Origin of the sequence: Janthinobacterium glycogeni, assembly GCF_051380725.1 — a bacterium.
Taxonomy (GTDB): Bacteria; Pseudomonadota; Gammaproteobacteria; order Burkholderiales; family Burkholderiaceae_D; genus Janthinobacterium.
In genome coordinates, this window is record NZ_JBNYXP010000002.1 from 99105 (window position 1) to 114959 (window position 15855).

The 15855-nt window shown below is 60.9% G+C and carries 13 protein-coding genes and 1 pseudogene; 8 read left to right on the forward strand and 6 right to left on the reverse strand.

The features are described 5' to 3' along the window. Window positions 1-37 precede the first annotated feature (37 nt). The 4 genes from accC to ACQ4W4_RS06030 are packed head-to-tail and all read left to right on the forward strand — an operon-like array spanning window position 38 to window position 4612. Complete coding sequence (gene accC, locus ACQ4W4_RS06015) at window positions 38-1453, forward strand: acetyl-CoA carboxylase biotin carboxylase subunit (protein WP_070222157.1); 1416 nt, start codon at window positions 38-40, stop codon at window positions 1451-1453. Next, window positions 1450-2394 (forward strand): 50S ribosomal protein L11 methyltransferase, encoded by a 945-nt coding sequence (gene prmA, locus ACQ4W4_RS06020; protein WP_436541201.1) that lies wholly within the window; start codon window positions 1450-1452, stop codon window positions 2392-2394. The genes accC and prmA overlap by 4 nt, the downstream gene beginning before the upstream one ends. Window positions 2395-2402: 8 nt before the next feature. Then, entirely contained in the window at window positions 2403-3662 is a 1260-nt protein-coding gene (locus ACQ4W4_RS06025) for a DUF3426 domain-containing protein (protein ID WP_436541202.1), read from the forward strand. A gap of 11 nt (window positions 3663-3673) precedes the next feature. Continuing rightward, complete coding sequence (locus ACQ4W4_RS06030; protein WP_436541203.1) at window positions 3674-4612, forward strand: carbohydrate kinase family protein; 939 nt, start codon at window positions 3674-3676, stop codon at window positions 4610-4612. Between the two features lie 111 nt (window positions 4613-4723). Here ACQ4W4_RS06030 and ACQ4W4_RS06035 read toward each other — a convergent pair whose 3' ends face one another. Then, window positions 4724-5257: a YggT family protein gene (locus ACQ4W4_RS06035; protein WP_227742044.1), complete on the reverse strand. Its 534-nt coding sequence runs from the start codon at window positions 5255-5257 to the stop codon at window positions 4724-4726. Window positions 5258-5510: 253 nt separating this feature from the next. On the opposite strand from ACQ4W4_RS06035, the gene ACQ4W4_RS06040 reads away from it, so the two are divergent. Together ACQ4W4_RS06040 and ACQ4W4_RS06045 are read left to right on the forward strand one after the other, a co-directional pair. Further along, window positions 5511-5843 carry a hypothetical protein gene (locus tag ACQ4W4_RS06040; RefSeq protein WP_436541204.1) on the forward strand — a complete coding sequence of 111 codons (333 nt, stop codon included), beginning with the start codon at window positions 5511-5513 and terminating at the stop codon, window positions 5841-5843. Next, a complete protein-coding gene (locus ACQ4W4_RS06045; protein ID WP_436541205.1) occupies window positions 5844-6506 on the forward strand; it encodes a hypothetical protein in 663 nt (220 codons plus the stop codon). 826 nt (window positions 6507-7332) lie between these two features. On the opposite strand, the gene ACQ4W4_RS06050 is transcribed toward ACQ4W4_RS06045, so the two are convergent. Further along, window positions 7333-8253 carry a LysR family transcriptional regulator gene (locus tag ACQ4W4_RS06050; RefSeq protein WP_436541206.1) on the reverse strand — a complete coding sequence of 307 codons (921 nt, stop codon included), beginning with the start codon at window positions 8251-8253 and terminating at the stop codon, window positions 7333-7335. Between the two features lie 122 nt (window positions 8254-8375). On the opposite strand from ACQ4W4_RS06050, the gene ACQ4W4_RS06055 reads away from it, so the two are divergent. Next, window positions 8376-8705, forward strand: coding sequence for a nuclear transport factor 2 family protein (locus tag ACQ4W4_RS06055; protein WP_436541207.1), 330 nt, complete (start codon window positions 8376-8378; stop codon window positions 8703-8705). Then, complete coding sequence (locus ACQ4W4_RS06060; RefSeq protein WP_436541208.1) at window positions 8702-9475, forward strand: SDR family oxidoreductase; 774 nt, start codon at window positions 8702-8704, stop codon at window positions 9473-9475. The genes ACQ4W4_RS06055 and ACQ4W4_RS06060 overlap by 4 nt, the downstream gene beginning before the upstream one ends. Window positions 9476-9563: 88 nt before the next feature. Here ACQ4W4_RS06060 and ACQ4W4_RS06065 read toward each other — a convergent pair. The 4 genes and pseudogenes from ACQ4W4_RS06065 to ACQ4W4_RS06080 form a co-directional block, all read right to left on the reverse strand. Beyond that, window positions 9564-10373, reverse strand: a pseudogene (locus tag ACQ4W4_RS06065) (ribonucleotide-diphosphate reductase subunit beta); the annotation flags it as partial. A gap of 105 nt (window positions 10374-10478) precedes the next feature. Beyond that, window positions 10479-10811: a hypothetical protein gene (locus ACQ4W4_RS06070; protein WP_254676084.1), complete on the reverse strand. Its 333-nt coding sequence runs from the start codon at window positions 10809-10811 to the stop codon at window positions 10479-10481. Window positions 10812-11181: 370 nt separating this feature from the next. Continuing rightward, the gene (locus ACQ4W4_RS06075) at window positions 11182-12333 is read right to left on the reverse strand and encodes a ribonucleotide-diphosphate reductase subunit beta (protein ID WP_070218582.1); all 1152 of its coding nucleotides are present in this window, start codon (window positions 12331-12333) and stop codon (window positions 11182-11184) included. A 224-nt stretch (window positions 12334-12557) separates the two neighbouring features. Then, on the reverse strand, window positions 12558-15509 hold the full coding sequence (locus ACQ4W4_RS06080) for a ribonucleoside-diphosphate reductase subunit alpha (protein ID WP_436541209.1): 2952 nt from the start codon (window positions 15507-15509) through the stop codon (window positions 12558-12560). Between the last annotated feature and the right edge of the window lie 346 nt (window positions 15510-15855).

Genomic DNA, 15855 nt, shown 5'->3' on the forward strand with positions numbered 1-15855 from the left:
CGGCTCGCCGGCTCTCACAGACATACGCGAACCTACCATGTTTGAAAAAATCCTGATTGCCAACCGTGGTGAAATTGCCCTCCGTATTCAGCGCGCCTGCCGCGAAATGGGCATTAAAACGGTTGTAGTCCACTCCGAAGCCGACAAGGACGCGAAATACGTCAAGCTGGCCGACGAATCCGTTTGTATCGGCCCGGCACAGTCGACCCTGAGCTACCTGAACATGCCCGCCATTATCAGCGCCGCTGAAGTGACGGATGCGCAAGCGATTCACCCAGGCTATGGCTTCCTGTCGGAAAATGCCGACTTTGCCGAACGCGTCGAGAAATCGGGCTTCGTCTTCATCGGCCCCCGCTCCGAATCGATCCGCTTGATGGGCGATAAAGTATCGGCCAAGCAAACCATGATCAAGGCTGGCGTACCGTGCGTACCCGGCTCCGAAGGCGCGTTGCCGGACGATCCGAAAGCGATCGTGCAAATTGCCCGCAAGATCGGCTACCCGGTGATCATCAAGGCCGCCGGCGGCGGCGGCGGACGCGGCATGCGCGTGGTGCACACGGAAGCTGCCCTGATCAACGCCGTGGCGATGACCAAGACGGAAGCCGGCACGGCGTTCGGCAACCCTGAAGTGTATATGGAGAAGTACCTGGAAAATCCGCGCCACGTGGAAATCCAGATCCTCGCCGACGAACACAAGAACGCCGTCTGGCTGGGCGAGCGCGACTGCTCCATGCAGCGCCGCCACCAGAAAGTGATCGAAGAAGCACCGGCGCCGGGCATCCCGCGCAAGCTGATCGAGAAAATTGGCGACCGTTGCGCCGAAGCATGCCGCAAGATCGGCTACCGCGGCGCCGGCACGTTTGAATTCCTGTACGAAAACGGCGAGTTCTATTTCATTGAAATGAATACCCGCGTGCAGGTGGAGCATCCCGTCACCGAGATGATCACCGGCATCGACATCGTGCAAGAACAGATCCGCATCGCCGCCGGCGAAAAACTGCGTTTCCGCCAGCGCGACGTCTTGCTGTCGGGCCACGCCATCGAGTGCCGCATCAACGCCGAAGATCCGTTCAAGTTCACGCCGTCGCCCGGCAAGATCGTCTCCTGGCATGCGCCGGGCGGCCCGGGCATCCGCGTCGACTCGCACGCCTACGCCGGCTACTATGTGCCGCCGCATTACGACTCGATGATCGGCAAAGTGATCGCTTACGGCGCCACGCGCGAGCAAGCGATCCGCCGCATGCAGATCGCCCTGTCCGAAATGGTGGTTGAAGGCATCAACACGAATATCGCCCTGCACCGCGAACTGATGATCGATGCGCGCTTCATCGAAGGCGGCACCAACATTCATTATCTGGAACAGAAGCTGGCCGACATGCCGGACCTGGGCAAGAACCTGAATGGCGGCAGCCCCAGCATCGCCAAGAAGTCCGAAATCAAGGCGGGCGCATGAGCTGGACGGAAATCGTCATCGAAATCGCCCGTGACAACGCCGAGGCCATGTCCGACGCGTTGATGGAAGCGGGCGCCCTGTCGGTCTCGGTGGAAGACGCCGATGAAGGCACGGATGCCGAACAGCCCTTGTTTGGCGAACCCGGCATGGAACCGAAGGAAGCGGCGTGGGAACGCAGCCGCGTGGTGGCGCTGACGGACGTCGACGCCGACCAGGCCGCCATCGTGGCCGCCGCAGCCCAGGCGGTCGGCATGACGGAAGTACCCACCTTTAGCATGCGCCCCGTGGAAGAGCAGGACTGGGTGCGGTTGACCCAGTCGCAATTCGCCCCGATTCACATCGGCAAGAATATCTGGGTCGTGCCCAGCTGGCACGAGGCACCGGATCCTGACGGCCTGATCCTGGAACTGGACCCGGGCCTGGCTTTCGGCACGGGCAGCCACCCGACCACGCGCCTGTGCATGGAATGGCTGGAAGCGAACCCTGCCCCCGGCAAGACCGTGCTCGACTACGGTTGCGGTTCCGGCATCCTGGCCATGGTGGCCAAGAAACTCGGTGCGCAAACGGTGGCCGGCGTCGATATCGACCCGCAGGCGATCGAATCGGCGCGCGACAATGCCGAGCGCAACCAGTGCGAGATCGAATATTTCTTGCCAGATACGTTTGCCACCTCGGCACACGCCACGGCCAAGTTTGACATCGTCGTCGCCAATATCCTGTCGAGTCCATTGAAGCTGATGGCGCCGATGCTCTCTAGCCGCGTTGCCGACGGCGGCGCCCTGATCCTGTCCGGCGTGCTGGCACGCCAGGCGGAAGAAGTGGCCGCTGCCTATGCGCCGTTCATCGAGCTCGGTGTATGGGCCGAGCAAGACGGCTGGGTGGCCCTGCATGGCCGCCTGGGTGCAACGCAAGCGCCTGCGCCCCGCGCGGAAGGTGCATAAGCACAGCAATGGCCCTCGCCACCAAATGCCCCCATTGCAACACGATATTTCGGGTCGCTGCTGACCAGTTGAAGTTACGTGGGGGCATCGTGCGCTGTGGCACGTGCAGGGAAGTGTTTGACGGCAATGCCGCGCTGGTCGATCCAGCGGCGGCATCGCCGTTTTTAACCTCCGCTCCCGGTACTGCCGCCCCGCCGTCAGCCAGTTATCTGGCCGACAACAGCCTGCCGTCCGCCACGGACGACGAACCCATCTATTCCCTCGACTTCGACACCTCGTTCGACCCGTTTGGCATCCTGCCGGAAACGGCGAAACTCAAGGACGACGCGGCCGATGGCGAGCACATCGAACTGGACCTCGACGTCGCCCTACCCGACGAGGTGCCAGCCGACGCACCGCTCGACCTCCCCGAAGCAACACCGGCAGAAACACCGGCCGAGCTGCCCGAAGCACCGTTGCCCCAGCCAATGGCGCCCTTCAAGCGCCGCCAGGTCGATGACGCACCCGCCTTCGCCACGTATTTGCGCGACAGCCGCCGCGAACCGAATCTGGAAACCGGCGCCGCGCCGGCATTGCCTGCCGCCGAAAAGGTCAGCCTGGACAAGCCCGTGGCGCCTGCGTCTGCCGCAGCCAGCCCCGCGCGCCGCGAACCCACGCTGGCCGAACATACCTTCACGCCGCTGCCCGCCGCCGTTGCGCCGGCTCCAGCCGAGGAGCAGGAGGAACCCGTCCTGCCGCCGGCCGACGACGAACCGGCTTTCGTCACCCAGGGCCGGCGCCGCGAACAGAGCGGCAAGGCCTTGCGCGTGGCCATGGCCGCCGGCTCGGTGGTCCTGCTGCTTTTGTTATTCCTGCAGGTCATGACCACTTTCCGCAATCCGCTGGCGGCGCAATTTCCGCAGTGGAAGCCTACCCTGGTCGCGCTGTGCAAACTCAGCGGCTGCAAGGTCGACTTGCCGGCGCAGATCGAGGCGCTGGCCATCGAGCAGGGCGAGCTGCAGACCCTGAAGGAACAGACGTTTTCCTATGTCTCGCTGCTGCGCAACCAGAGCCGCAGCGTGCAAGCCTGGCCCAGCATCGAACTGATACTCAACGATGCCAATGACAAGCCCCTCTTGCGCCGCGTGATCGCGCCGCGCGACTATCTGCCGGCCACGATCGACGTCAACACGGGGTTTGCGCCGCGCTCGGAACAAACCATCAAACTGTATTTTGCATTAGACCAGCTCACGGCGTCTGGCTACCATATCGCCATTTTTTACCCTTAACAGGCACTATCATGACCAAAACATCGCTGATCTGCGGCTCGCTTGCCACCGACACCATCATGCAATTCCCCGGCCGCTTCGGCGAATCCCTGCTGGCCGACCAGTTGCACAAAGTGAACGTCTCCTTCCTCGTGCCCACCATGCGCACGGAGTTCGGCGGCTGCTCGGGCAACATCGCCTACAGCCTGAAAATGCTGGGCGGCGATCCGCGCATCGTCGGCGTCATGGGGCAAGACAGCGCCGCCTATCTGGAGCGCCTGCAAAAGCTGGGCATTTCCACCGCCAACATCCTGATCAAGGCCGACAGCTACAACGCGCAGTGCTTCGTCACGGCCGATGCGGACAATAACCAGATCAACGCCTTCCACCCGGGCGCCATGTCGTTTGCGCATGAAAACCCGATCGCCAATGCGGGCCCGGCCAAGGTCGCCATCATTTCGCCGGACGGCGACCAGGGCATGCTCAAGCACGCCGCCGACCTGGCCGAGCTGGGCATTCCCTTCATGTTCGATCCAGGCCAGCAATTGCCACGTTTCAATGGCGAACAGTTGATCGACTTCATCAACAAAGCCACGTATGTGTCGGCCAACGACTATGAAATGGAAATGTTGATGGAACGCACGGGCTTGACCCTGCCAGACATCGCCAGCCGCCTGGAAGCGCTGATCGTCACGCGTGGCGAAAAAGGTTCGGAGATCTATACGGACGGCAAGCGCATCGACATTCCTGTCGTGACCGCCAAGGAAGTACTGGACCCGACCGGTTGCGGTGACGCCTACCGTGCCGGTTTGCTGTTCGGCATCACCAACGACCTGGGCTGGGAAACCAGCGGCCGCCTGGCCAGCCTGCTGGGCGCCATCAAGATCGCCACCCAGGGTGCGCAAAACCACGTGTTTACGCCGGAGAGCATCGCCGAACAGTTCCAAGCGGCGTTCGGCTACCGCTATTAATATGTAGGTCGCAGGTCGGATTAGCGGGGCGCAGCCACGCGTAATCCGACAACATCATAGGCATGGCGGGTGACGTCGGGTGACGCTACGCTAACCCGACCTACGCCACCATCATCGCAGCACAATAATCATCCCCACCAGTACTTGCGCGATCTGCAGCAGGATCAGCGCCACCAGCAGCGACAAGTCCAGGCTGCCCACCAGCGGCACCACCTTGCGGATCGGACGCAGCAGCGGCTCGTTCAGGGCCCGCACGAACGGCGCCAGCGGCGCATGCGGATTGACCCAGCTGAAGATGGCTTCGATGATCAGCAAGGCCATGAAACCGTAGAGTATCCATTGCAGGAAGCGTTGCAGCGACTTGAGCAGCACCACTTCGACGGGAGCGCCGGAAATAAACAGCACCGAGCTGGCCAGCAGCACGATCAGGAAGGCGCCGATCAGGCTGGCCCAGTCATACCCGCCCACGCCCGGCACCACGCGGCGCAGGGGGCGTACCAGCCAGTCGGACAATTGAAACGTGAATTGCGCCACCGACGAGGGCGGCCGCACGCGCACCGCCTGCATCCAGAAGCGCAGCAGCAGCACGCCGCCCAGCAAGGTGGCGATGGTATCAACGATCAATGTAAGGATAACGATCAGCACGACTAATTCTCCAAAAAAAAACCGCTGTGTGATTGAGTCACACAGCGGCGTGTTGCCTCATCCAGGCACCCGTATCGTTGGAATTACGATGGGCGGGTGCTGGTTGGGAATGGCCAGGCTGCAGCCGGTGCCAACACGGTTTTTGCTACAGGTGCGATAGGTGCCGATGGCTTGGCGACAGGAGCTGCCTTCTTCGGTGCGGCCTTTTTAGGCGCAGCCTTCTTGGCGGCTGGCTTGGCGGCCACGGCGGCTGGTGCCGCTGGAGCTGCTGCCGGCGCTGCTGCTGGTGCGGCTGCCACGACTGGTGCTGCGGCCGGCTTGGCGGCAGGTTTCGCTGCTGCTTTCGCTGCCGGCTTCGCTGCCACCTTGGCCGCTGGTTTCGCTGCCGGCTTCGCTGCTACCTTGGCCGCTGGCTTGGCTGCAGGTTTCGCTGCGACTTTGGCCGCAGGTTTCGCTGCTGCTTTGGCGGCTGGCTTCGCTGCTACCTTGGCTGCTGGCTTGGCTGCCGCTTTTGCTGCTGGCTTCGCTGCTACCTTGGCTGCCGGCTTCGCTGCTACCTTGGCTGCTGGCTTGGCTGCAGCCTTAGTTGCTGCCTTGGCTGCTGGCTTCGCTGCTGCCTTGGCCGCTGGCTTCGCCGCAGCTTTTGCTGCTGGCTTGGCTGCTGGCTTGGCTGCTGCTTTGGCCGCTGGCTTGGCTGCCGCTTTTGCTGCTGGCTTGGCTGCTGCCTTGGCGACGACTTTTTTCGCTGCTGGCTTGGCTGCCGCTTTGGCGGCCGGTTTCGCTGCTGCCTTGGCTGCAGGTTTCGCTGCGGCCTTTTTCACTGCTGGCTTGGCTGCTGCCTTGGCCGCTGGCTTGGCTGCCGCTTTTGCTGCTGGCTTCGCTGCTGCCTTGGCGACGACTTTTTTCGCTGCTGGCTTGGCTGCTGCCTTGGCGGCCGGTTTCGCTGCCGCCTTGGCTACAGGCTTCGCTGCGGCTTTTTTCACTGCTGGCTTGGCTGCTGCTTTGGCGGCTGGTTTTGCCGCAGCTTTTGCTGCTGGCTTGGCGGCTGGTTTGGCTGCGGCTTTTTTCGCGACAGGCTTGGCTGCTGCCTTGGCTGCAGGTTTTGCTGCGGCTTTCGCTGCCGGCTTGGCCGCTGGTTTTGCTGCAGCTTTCGCTACTGGCTTGGCAGCCACTTTTGCTGCAGGCTTGGCTGCGGCTTTGGCGGCCGGTTTTGCTGCTGGTTTCGCTGCGGCTTTGGCAGCTGGTTTAGCGGCAACCGTCTTCGCTGCGGCTGCCGGCTTCTTCGCGGCAGGAGCAGCCTTGGCGGCTGGTTTCTTTACTTCTGATTTCTTAGCGGCTGTTGCCATTTGTCTCTCCTTCATCTGAGATGAGAAATTTAAGCTACAAGATTTAAACCCGTCCGACCCACCACAGGGATAGGCCAGGCGAATTATTCATCGGCACAAACGGTCGTTTGCGCTAATGAATTCGGCACCAGCTGAACTGCTGCAACTCCTCACGTTTGCAGCACTTCAGCCATCGTCGGTGCCACCCTGCTTTATCTCGCAGCTGGTGGCAAAGTCTGAATTCGGTCATTCGTTTTCGATGCCGTGCGTTTTTTCGCTCCTCGCATCGCGCTCGCTACAACACCGATGCGTCAAATAAAAAACCGCCATGCCTGAAAAAATTCGGGCACGGCGGCAGACGAAAACGGTGTGGTTTTGTGCATATCCGTGTAAATCTGTATCCCTGTTTTGCGAGGTTTTTTCGCTACCGCGCTGGTTAAAAAACCCCGCATTCTAACGCTCGCATTTGCAATCTCATAAAGTACACGAAAACCTTGTCAATGCGCAACCGGCACGACACGTTTTCGTCCGCTTTTTTGCACGTTACGCGTGCTATCGCACAATCGCGCGGCAAATGCCGCCGCCAGCGTGTCCGGAAACGATATTTACTCCCCGTCTCGCGCGCATTCGCGCCATCAAAAAAATACGACGCGGCACGCGCGATGCGGCGGAAAAATAGCCGCACTTTTCTGTGCTGCCGCGCCGCTGCGCGGCATGAAAAAACGGAGCGCAAAAGCACCGCAGGCGAGACTAGCGCACGTCGCCGGAAGACGCCGGCCGGGAGAGCTCCAGCGCCGTATCGATGAAGGCGCGCAGTTTTGGCTGGCTCTGTGTACGTGCAGGAAAATACAGGAATAATCCGCTCGTCGGCGGCACGTCGTTTTCTAGCACTCGCAGCAAGCTGCCGCTTGCCAGATCACCTTCGATTTCCACGTCCGGCAGATACGCCAGGCCAAGGCCCGAGCGGGCGAAATCGGCGATCAGCGTGGTGTCGTTGACGACCAGGGGCGCGCCGGTTTCCACCAACAATTCTTCGCCATCGCGCACGAAGCGCCAGCGGTGCACGGCGCCGGAAGTGTGAAAGCGGTAGGCCAAGGTGTCGTGGCGCATCAGCTCTTCCGGAATCAGCGGCCGCCCTTTGCGCTCGAAGTAGGCGGGCGCGCCAACCACGGACCAGCGCAGGTCTCCCGTCAGGCGCACCGCCACCATCTCCGGCTCCACGAACTGTCCCAGGCGGATACCGGCATCGTAACCCTGCGCCAGCAGATCGACCGCGCCATCGTCGAGCGACAGGTCGATGCTCACGTCAGGATAGCTGCTGCGAAAACGCGGTATCAATGCGCGCATGACCAGCGCGCCCAGCGCGCGCGGCACCGTCAGCCGCAGATGGCCGGCGGGCCGGTCGCGAAACATCGTCAGCGCGGCGAAGGCGTCATCGATCTGCCGGGTAGCGGCGGCCAGGCTGGCGTACAGGCCCGCGCCGGCCTCGGTGAAGGCGACATTGCGCGTATTGCGCTTGAAAAGCAGCACGCCATGCTGCCGTTCCATCACCTTGACCGCCTTGCTGACGGCCGTCACCGTCACGCCAAGCTGCAGTGCCGCCGCGCTGAAACTTTTGCGCTCGGCGACCGCGAGAAAGGTACGGATGCCATCGAGAGAGTTATTTTTCATGCGGGATCATGCGCCAATAATGAACCTGAAGTTTAAAGCCTATCACCCTGACCGTACTATTTCTCTGCAATTGAACGCCATATGATGGTCGCTCCCTACCTCTCCACCCGAAAGGAAGCACCATGTCTCTCCTCATGCCGGCAATCGTCGGCGACTACTTTAACGCCGAAAACCATCACGATAGCGACGCCGTGGCGCAGTGTTTCTCTGCCGATGGCGTCGTGCATGACGAAGGCCATGCGCACGCGGGCCATGCCGCCATCAAGGCCTGGAAAGAAGCTGGCAGCAAGCAGTACGGCGCCAGCGTCAGCCCCACCTCGGCCGACATGCAGGGCGCGCGCTGCCTGGTCACCTGCAGCGTCAGTGGCAGTTTCCCCGGCAGCCCGCTGGCGCTGCGCTTTGCCTTCACCCTCGCCGGCGACCGCATCGCGACCCTGGAGATCAGCGCATGAATGCCGATTTCAAGGACAAGCGCATGCTCATCACGGGCGGCACGAAGGGCATGGGCGCGGCGACGCTGCAACTGATGCTCGAACGCGGTGCCCGCGTGGCAACCACGGCGCGCGCCGCCGCCAGCAGCTTGCCGGCTGGCGTGCATTTCATCGCGGCCGACCTGCGCACCCGCGCGGGAACCGACACGGTGATCCGGGAGGCGCTGGCCAGCCTGGGCGGGGTCGATATCCTGATCAATAACGTAGGCGGCTCGACGGCCGCCGGGGGCGGCGCGCTGGCCCTGGACGACGACGCCTGGGAAGACGCGCTCAATGGCAACCTGCTTGCCGCCGTGCGCCTCGACCGCGCCCTGCCGGCGATGGTGGCACGCCAGTACGGCGTGATCATCCATATCTCGTCGATCCAGCGCAGCCTGCCGCTGTACGATTCGACGCTGGCGTATGCAGCCGCCAAGGCTGCGCTGAGCAACTACAGCAAGGGGCTGTCGAAGGAATTCGGTCCGCAGGGCATCCGCATCAATACCGTCTCGCCGGGCTTCATCGAAACCACGGCGGCCCTGGCGATGATACGGCGCTTGGCCGAACACGCCGGCATCGGCGAGGACGCGGCCCGCCAGGAGCTGATGCGGACGCTGGGCGGCATTCCCATCGGCCGCCCCGGCAAGCCGGAAGAAGTGGCCGAACTGGTCGCCTTTCTGGCCTCGGAGCGCGCCGCGTCGATCCACGGCGCCGAGTATGTAATCGATGGCGGCACCATCCCGACCGTATGAGCCCGGTGCAATAAGCTTTCCACATAGCAAAAGGCCCCGCATCCGCGAGGCCTTTGTTACATGATGACGTATGACGCCATCGGCTGGATTATTCCCAGTTCAGCGCACCGCCGGTCTGGTATTCCGTCACGCGCGTCTCGAAGAAGTTGCGTTCCTTCTTCATGTCGATCATTTCGCTCATCCACGGGAACGGGTTTTCTTCCTGGGCGAACAACGGCTCGATGCCGATCTGCTGCGCGCGGCGGTTGGCGATGAAGCGCAAATAGCCCTTGAACATCGGCGCGTTCAGACCCAGCACGCCGCGCGGCATGGTGTCTTCCGCGTACGCGTATTCCAGTTCCACAGCCTTCATGAACAGGTCCTTGATCTCTTCGCGGAAGGCGGCCGTCCACAGCTGCGGGTTTTCCATCTTGATCGTGTTGATCAAGTCGATGCCGAAGTTGCAATGCATCGATTCGTCGCGCAGGATGTACTGGTACTGCTCGGCCGCGCCCATCATCTTGTTCTGGCGGCCCAGCGCCAGGATCTGCGTGAAGCCGACGTAGAAGAACAGGCCTTCCATCAGGCAGGCAAACACGATCAGCGATTTCAACAGCTTCTGGTCGTTTTCCACCGTGCCGGTGACGAACGCCGGGTCGGTCAGCGTGTTGATGAACGGGATCAGGAATTCATCCTTGTCGCGGATCGACTTGACTTCGTTGTAGGCGTTGAAGATCTCGCCTTCGTCCAGGCCCAGCGATTCGACGATGTACTGGTAGGCGTGCGTGTGGATCGCTTCCTCGAACGCCTGGCGCAGCAGGTACTGGCGGCACTCGGGCGCCGTGATGTGGCGTCGTAAAGGGGGACTGCCCAGCGCGATGTTGGTGGCGGCCAGCGGGCCGGTGGTCTCGAAGAAGCCCTCTAGCTCCTGGACACTGGGAATGTGAATGCTACTCACACATCATCGCTACTCAACAGGCAAAAAAAACGCCGTAAAAGCTACGGCGCATTAGGAGCATTAGGATTATCGCAGTCTATTCGACTGTGAGAGCAATGAAGCGGCTAAAGCTTTGGTATCGTCGCTGTACTTACTGCTTTGAAGCACATGCGATGCCTTTGTCTCCATCGCTTTTCCTGTCTGATACGCACCTTGTACCTGAGACAATGCGGAACCAGCCAAACTCTTAGCCACGGCAGAGGCATTGGGATTCTTCAATGTCTCTGCTGCCTGGGAAGCGATGCCCGATGAGGTTTTTTTACTATTGAATGTCATGATAAAACCTTTTAAGTCGATATGAAGAGATACGTAAGAGTGAGTCAAACTCACAAATTCGTTCGGTACTCCTGCAAAGTTCAAGTTGTTTTTACATCACGAAAACTGACTATTCCTTTAAAGAGAACGGCAAAAAGCCGTCCTCTTTAATCCACTATCGCGAACGTGGAGACCGGCAGTGTTCGCACACAATTTCAAGCTTTCCAAAGCGGAAGCGCCAGTATTGCGTCACATGCACGGACTTGGGATAGGCACAAGTTTTCATGTGTCGTTCCTTTCATCATTTACCTCGATGATGAACTTGAGCCTTGCCATATCGGCTTTCGAAGTTTAAACTTCGACTTCTAGTACATAGAAATAGCATCAAGAGAAAGCCAGAGGTTGTTGTTTGGCCCTCTTTTCCCTAAAGCCCCGTGAGTTGCACCTCATGGGGCTTTTTCATTTCCTCATCTAATTATTCCCAGTTCAGCGCACCGCCGGTCTGGTATTCCGTCACGCGCGTCTCGAAGAAGTTGCGTTCCTTCTTCATGTCGATCATTTCGCTCATCCACGGGAACGGGTTTTCTTCCTGGGCGAACAGCGGCTCGATGCCGATCTGCTGCGCGCGGCGGTTGGCGATGAAGCGCAAATAGCCCTTGAACATCGGCGCGTTCAGACCCAGCACGCCGCGCGGCATGGTGTCTTCCGCGTACGCGTATTCCAGTTCCACAGCCTTCATGAACAGGTCCTTGATCTCTTCGCGGAAGGCGGCCGTCCACAGCTGCGGGTTTTCCATCTTGATCGTGTTGATCAAGTCGATGCCGAAGTTGCAATGCATCGATTCGTCGCGCAGGATGTACTGGTACTGCTCGGCCGCGCCCATCATCTTGTTCTGGCGGCCCAGCGCCAGGATCTGCGTGAAGCCGACGTAGAAGAACAGGCCTTCCATCAGGCAGGCAAACACGATCAGCGATTTCAACAGCTTCTGGTCGTTTTCCACCGTGCCGGTGACGAACGCCGGGTCGGTCAGGGTGTTGATGAACGGGATCAGGAATTCATCCTTGTCGCGGATCGACTTGACTTCGTTGTAGGCGTTGAAGATCTCGCCTTCGTCCAGGCCCAGCGATTCGACGATGTACTGGTAGGCGTGCGTGTGGATCGCTTCCTCGAACGCCTGGCGCAGCAGGTACTGGCGGCACTCGGGCGCGGTGATGTGGCGGTAGGTGCCCAGCACGATGTTGTTGGCGGCCAGCGAGTCGGCCGTCACGAAGAAGCCCAGGTTGCGCTTGACCAGGCGGCGCTCGTCGTCCGTCAGGCCGTTCGGGTTCTTCCACAGCTCGATATCGCGCTGCATGTTCACTTCCTGCGGCATCCAGTGGTTGGCGCAGCCGGCCAGGTATTTGTCCCACGCCCATTTGTATTTGAACGGCACCAGCTGGTTGACGTCCGTCTTGCCGTTGATGATGCGCTTGTCGTCGGCATTCACGCGGCGCGCCACTTGCTCGGCGTTCGCTTCGGACGGCTCGGCGCCGGCCGGCAGGTTCAAATCGGTATTTCCCAACGGCGCTTGCTGCGCCGGACGCGGCACAGCTGCCGACGTGGTTTCATCATCCCAAGACAACGACATATTCTTCTTCCTTTCCATGCCGGCGAGCCGGCGATCCGCAACAGGCCCGTTGAATCGGACAATACGGACATTGACAACATTGAATCAGCCCAGAAGTTCTGGGCTGACAACTTTAATTTTTTTAAAAACCGTCGCGAGCAAGCCCGATATCGGGTCGAGTAGCGGAGCCGTACTTTAGTACGGTGAGCAACACAGAACCCGAGAGGGGGCTGCGCAGCAGGTTTTTACTGGCAGGCTTCGCATTCCTCAAAGCCATCGTCACCCGGACGCAGGTAGCAGGCTTCGCCATCGGCGTCGTCCGCTGCCGCCGCCACGACCGGCGCCACGGCCACCGCTGCCGCCGCCACGACCGCCGCCTGGGCGCTCTGCGCGCTGGCCGACATGCCGCCGTCGACTGCCACGGCGTTCAGTGCGCCCGTCTTGGAGGTCGATTTCTCCATGTGGGTGGCGGCGATGGTACGCAGGTAGTAGGTGGTTTTCAGGCCACGCAGCCATGCCAGCTTGTAGGTCTCGTCGAGTTTCTTGCCCGATGCGCCAGCCATGTAGATGTTCAGCGACTGGGCCTGGTCGATCCACTTCTGGCGACGCGAAGCCGCTTCCACCAGCCAGCTTGGCGACACTTCAAAGGCGGTGGCGTAGATGTCGCGCAGGTCTTGCGGGATGCGGTCGATCTTCACCAGGGAGCCGTCGAAGTACTTCAGGTCCGAGATCATGACTTCATCCCACAGGTCGCGCGCCTTCAGGTCGCGCACCAGGTAGCCGTTGATCTCGGTGAATTCGCCCGACAGGTTCGATTTCACGTACAGGTTCTGGAACGTCGGCTCGATACAGGCCGAGACGCCGATGATGTTCGAAATCGTCGCCGTCGGAGCGATCGCCACGCAATTCGAGTTGCGCATGCCGAACTTGGCGATGCGCTCGCGCACCGGGGTCCAGTCCATGGCCGACGAGGAATCGACTTCCAGGTAGCCGCCGCGCTCTTCGGCCAGCAGTTTCACCGAGTCCTGTGGCAGGATGCCGCGGTCCCACAGCGAACCGGCGTACGACTCATAGCGGCCGCGCTCTTCGGCCAGTTCCGTCGACGCCAGGTAGGCGTAGTAGCAGACGGCTTCCATCGAGGTGTCGGCAAACGACACGGCGGCGTCCGAGGCGAACGGCACGCGCATCATGTGCAGGCAGTCCTGGAAGCCCATCACGCCCATGCCGACCGGACGGTGGCGCATGTTCGAATTGCGCGCCTTGTCGACGGCGTAGTAGTTGATGTCGATGACGTTGTCGAGCATGCGCATGGCGGTGCGGATGGTCTTGGCCAGCTTGACGTGATCGAGCTTGCCTTCCTTCATGTGCGCCGGCATGTTGACGGAACCGAGGTTGCAGACGGCGATTTCGTCCGGGCCCGTGTTCAGCGTGATTTCCGTGCACAGGTTCGAGCTGTGCACGACGCCGACGTGCGACTGCGGGCTGCGGATGTTGCACGGATCCTTGAACGTGATCCATGGATGGCCCGTTTCAAACAGCATCGACAGCATCTTGCGCCACAGGTCCAGCGCCGCGATCTTCTTGAAGACGCGGATTTCGCCGGCGGCGGCCTTGGCTTCGTAGCCCAGGTAAGCCTGTTCAAAAGCCTTGCCGACCTTGTCGTGCAGGTCTGGCGTGTCCGACGGCGAGAACAGGGTCCAATCGCCTTTTTCCATGACGCGCTTCATGAACATGTCGGGAATCCAGTTCGCCGTGTTCATGTCGTGCGTGCGGCGGCGGTCGTCGCCCGTGTTCTTGCGCAGGTCGAGGAATTCCTCGATATCCATGTGCCAGGTTTCCAGGTAGGCGCAGACGGCGCCCTTGCGCTTGCCGCCCTGATTGACTGCCACGGCCGTGTCGTTGACCACTTTCAGGAACGGCACCACGCCTTGCGACTTGCCGTTGGTGCCCTTGATGTGGGCGCCCAGGGCGCGCACCGGCGTCCAGTCGTTACCCAGGCCGCCAGCGAACTTGGCCAGCAGCGCGTTATCCTTGATGGCGTCGTAGATGCCTTCCAGGTCATCGGAGACGGTGCTCAGATAGCACGACGACAGCTGCGAGCGCAGGGTGCCCGAATTGAACAGGGTCGGGGTCGAGCTCATGAAGTCGAACGAGGACAGCAGGCTGTAGAACTCGATGGCGCGCGCTTCGCGGTCCGCCTCGTTCAGCGCCAGGCCCATGGCCACGCGCATGTAGAACGCCTGCGGCATTTCGATGCGCACGTCCTGGATGTGCAGGAAGTAGCGGTCGTACAGGGTTTGCAGGCCGATGTAGCCGAATTGCAAGTCGCGGTCGGCAACAAGAGCCTTGGCCAGGCGTTCCAGGTCGAAGCTGGCGAGTACCGGGTTCAGCAGCTCGGCGGCGATGCCCTTGGCGATGTATTGCGGGAAATACGTCAGGTATTCGGCGGCAGCGGCCGCTTGCGGCACTTCCTTGCCGAACACTTCCTTGCGCACCGTGTGCAGCAGGATGCGGGCCGTGACCTGGCTGTAGGCCGGGTCTTTTTCCATCAGCGCGCGCGCCGCCAGGATGGCCGACTTGTGCAGCTCTTCGACGGGCACGCCGTCGTACAGGTTTTTCACCGTTTCAGCCAGGATGGCGTCGGCATCGACGTGCTTTTCCAGGCCGGCGCAGGCGGCGTTGATCAGGTCGCGCACTTCCTGCATGTCCAGCAGGCGGCGCACGCCGTTGTCGGTCACGTTCAGCTGGGGCGCGGTCACTTGCGCGGACGCGCCTTGCGCTTCCTTCTGCAGACGGCGCTCTTCCATGTGCTTGGCGCGGTACAGCACGTAGGCACGCGCCACGTCGTGCTCGCCCGAACGCATCAGCGACAGTTCCACCTGGTCTTGCACGTCTTCGATATGGAAGGTGCCGCCGCCCGGATGGCGGCGCACCAGCGCGGCGACGACGCCGTCGGTCAATTGTTCCACCAGTTCGCGGATGCGTGCCGAAGCTGCGCCCTGGCCGCCGTTAACGGCCAAAAACGCCTTGGTCATGGCGATGGCGATCTTCGAAGGCTCAAATGCCACCACCGCGCCGTTGCGGCGGATGATGCGATAGTCGCCCAATGCCGCGCCCGTGCTCGCCACGCTGTTGGCCGCGCCTGGCGCTGGCGATACTGGCGTTGGATGGATGGAAATATCTTGTGGTGATTGCATTGAAGCTCCCGTTGTCAGCTAAAGTCAGCCTGCAGTTTTGCTGCCGCGTATGTTGTTGAATAGAACGCCCGATGGTCAGGGTTTCTTCAGGTAATTGTTGCTAAATAGTAAATTCATAATACATAAAACAGGTCAGTATCCATAGCGCCACACCGTACTGCCCGGCTGGCGCGAAACACGATCAAGGGTGATAAACGCCAGTTCCAGTGCTTTATCAGCAATCCGGGTAGCTTTGACAATAATTCTGAAAACGTCTGTGATGGCACTAGATATAGTCTTTACATCCAACTTCTGCACTAATTGTAGTGCCCATCGAAGGGCGATGCAATAGTTTTCGGGCATCCGT

Excerpts from the sequence above, each read along its gene's own strand:
- accC (WP_070222157.1), top strand. The coding sequence starts at position 38 with ATGTTTGAAAAAATCCTGATTGCCAACCGTGGTGAAATTGCCCTCCGT.
- prmA (WP_436541201.1), top strand. The coding sequence starts at position 1,450 with ATGAGCTGGACGGAAATCGTCATCGAAATCGCCCGTGACAACGCCGAG.
- ACQ4W4_RS06025 (WP_436541202.1), top strand. The coding sequence starts at position 2,403 with ATGGCCCTCGCCACCAAATGCCCCCATTGCAACACGATATTTCGGGTC.
- ACQ4W4_RS06030 (WP_436541203.1), top strand. The coding sequence starts at position 3,674 with ATGACCAAAACATCGCTGATCTGCGGCTCGCTTGCCACCGACACCATC.
- ACQ4W4_RS06050 (WP_436541206.1), bottom strand. The coding sequence starts at position 8,253 with ATGAAAAATAACTCTCTCGATGGCATCCGTACCTTTCTCGCGGTCGCC.
- ACQ4W4_RS06055 (WP_436541207.1), top strand. The coding sequence starts at position 8,376 with ATGTCTCTCCTCATGCCGGCAATCGTCGGCGACTACTTTAACGCCGAA.
- ACQ4W4_RS06060 (WP_436541208.1), top strand. The coding sequence starts at position 8,702 with ATGAATGCCGATTTCAAGGACAAGCGCATGCTCATCACGGGCGGCACG.
- ACQ4W4_RS06075 (WP_070218582.1), bottom strand. The coding sequence starts at position 12,333 with ATGTCGTTGTCTTGGGATGATGAAACCACGTCGGCAGCTGTGCCGCGT.
- ACQ4W4_RS06080 (WP_436541209.1), bottom strand. The coding sequence starts at position 15,509 with ATGCAATCACCACAAGATATTTCCATCCATCCAACGCCAGTATCGCCA.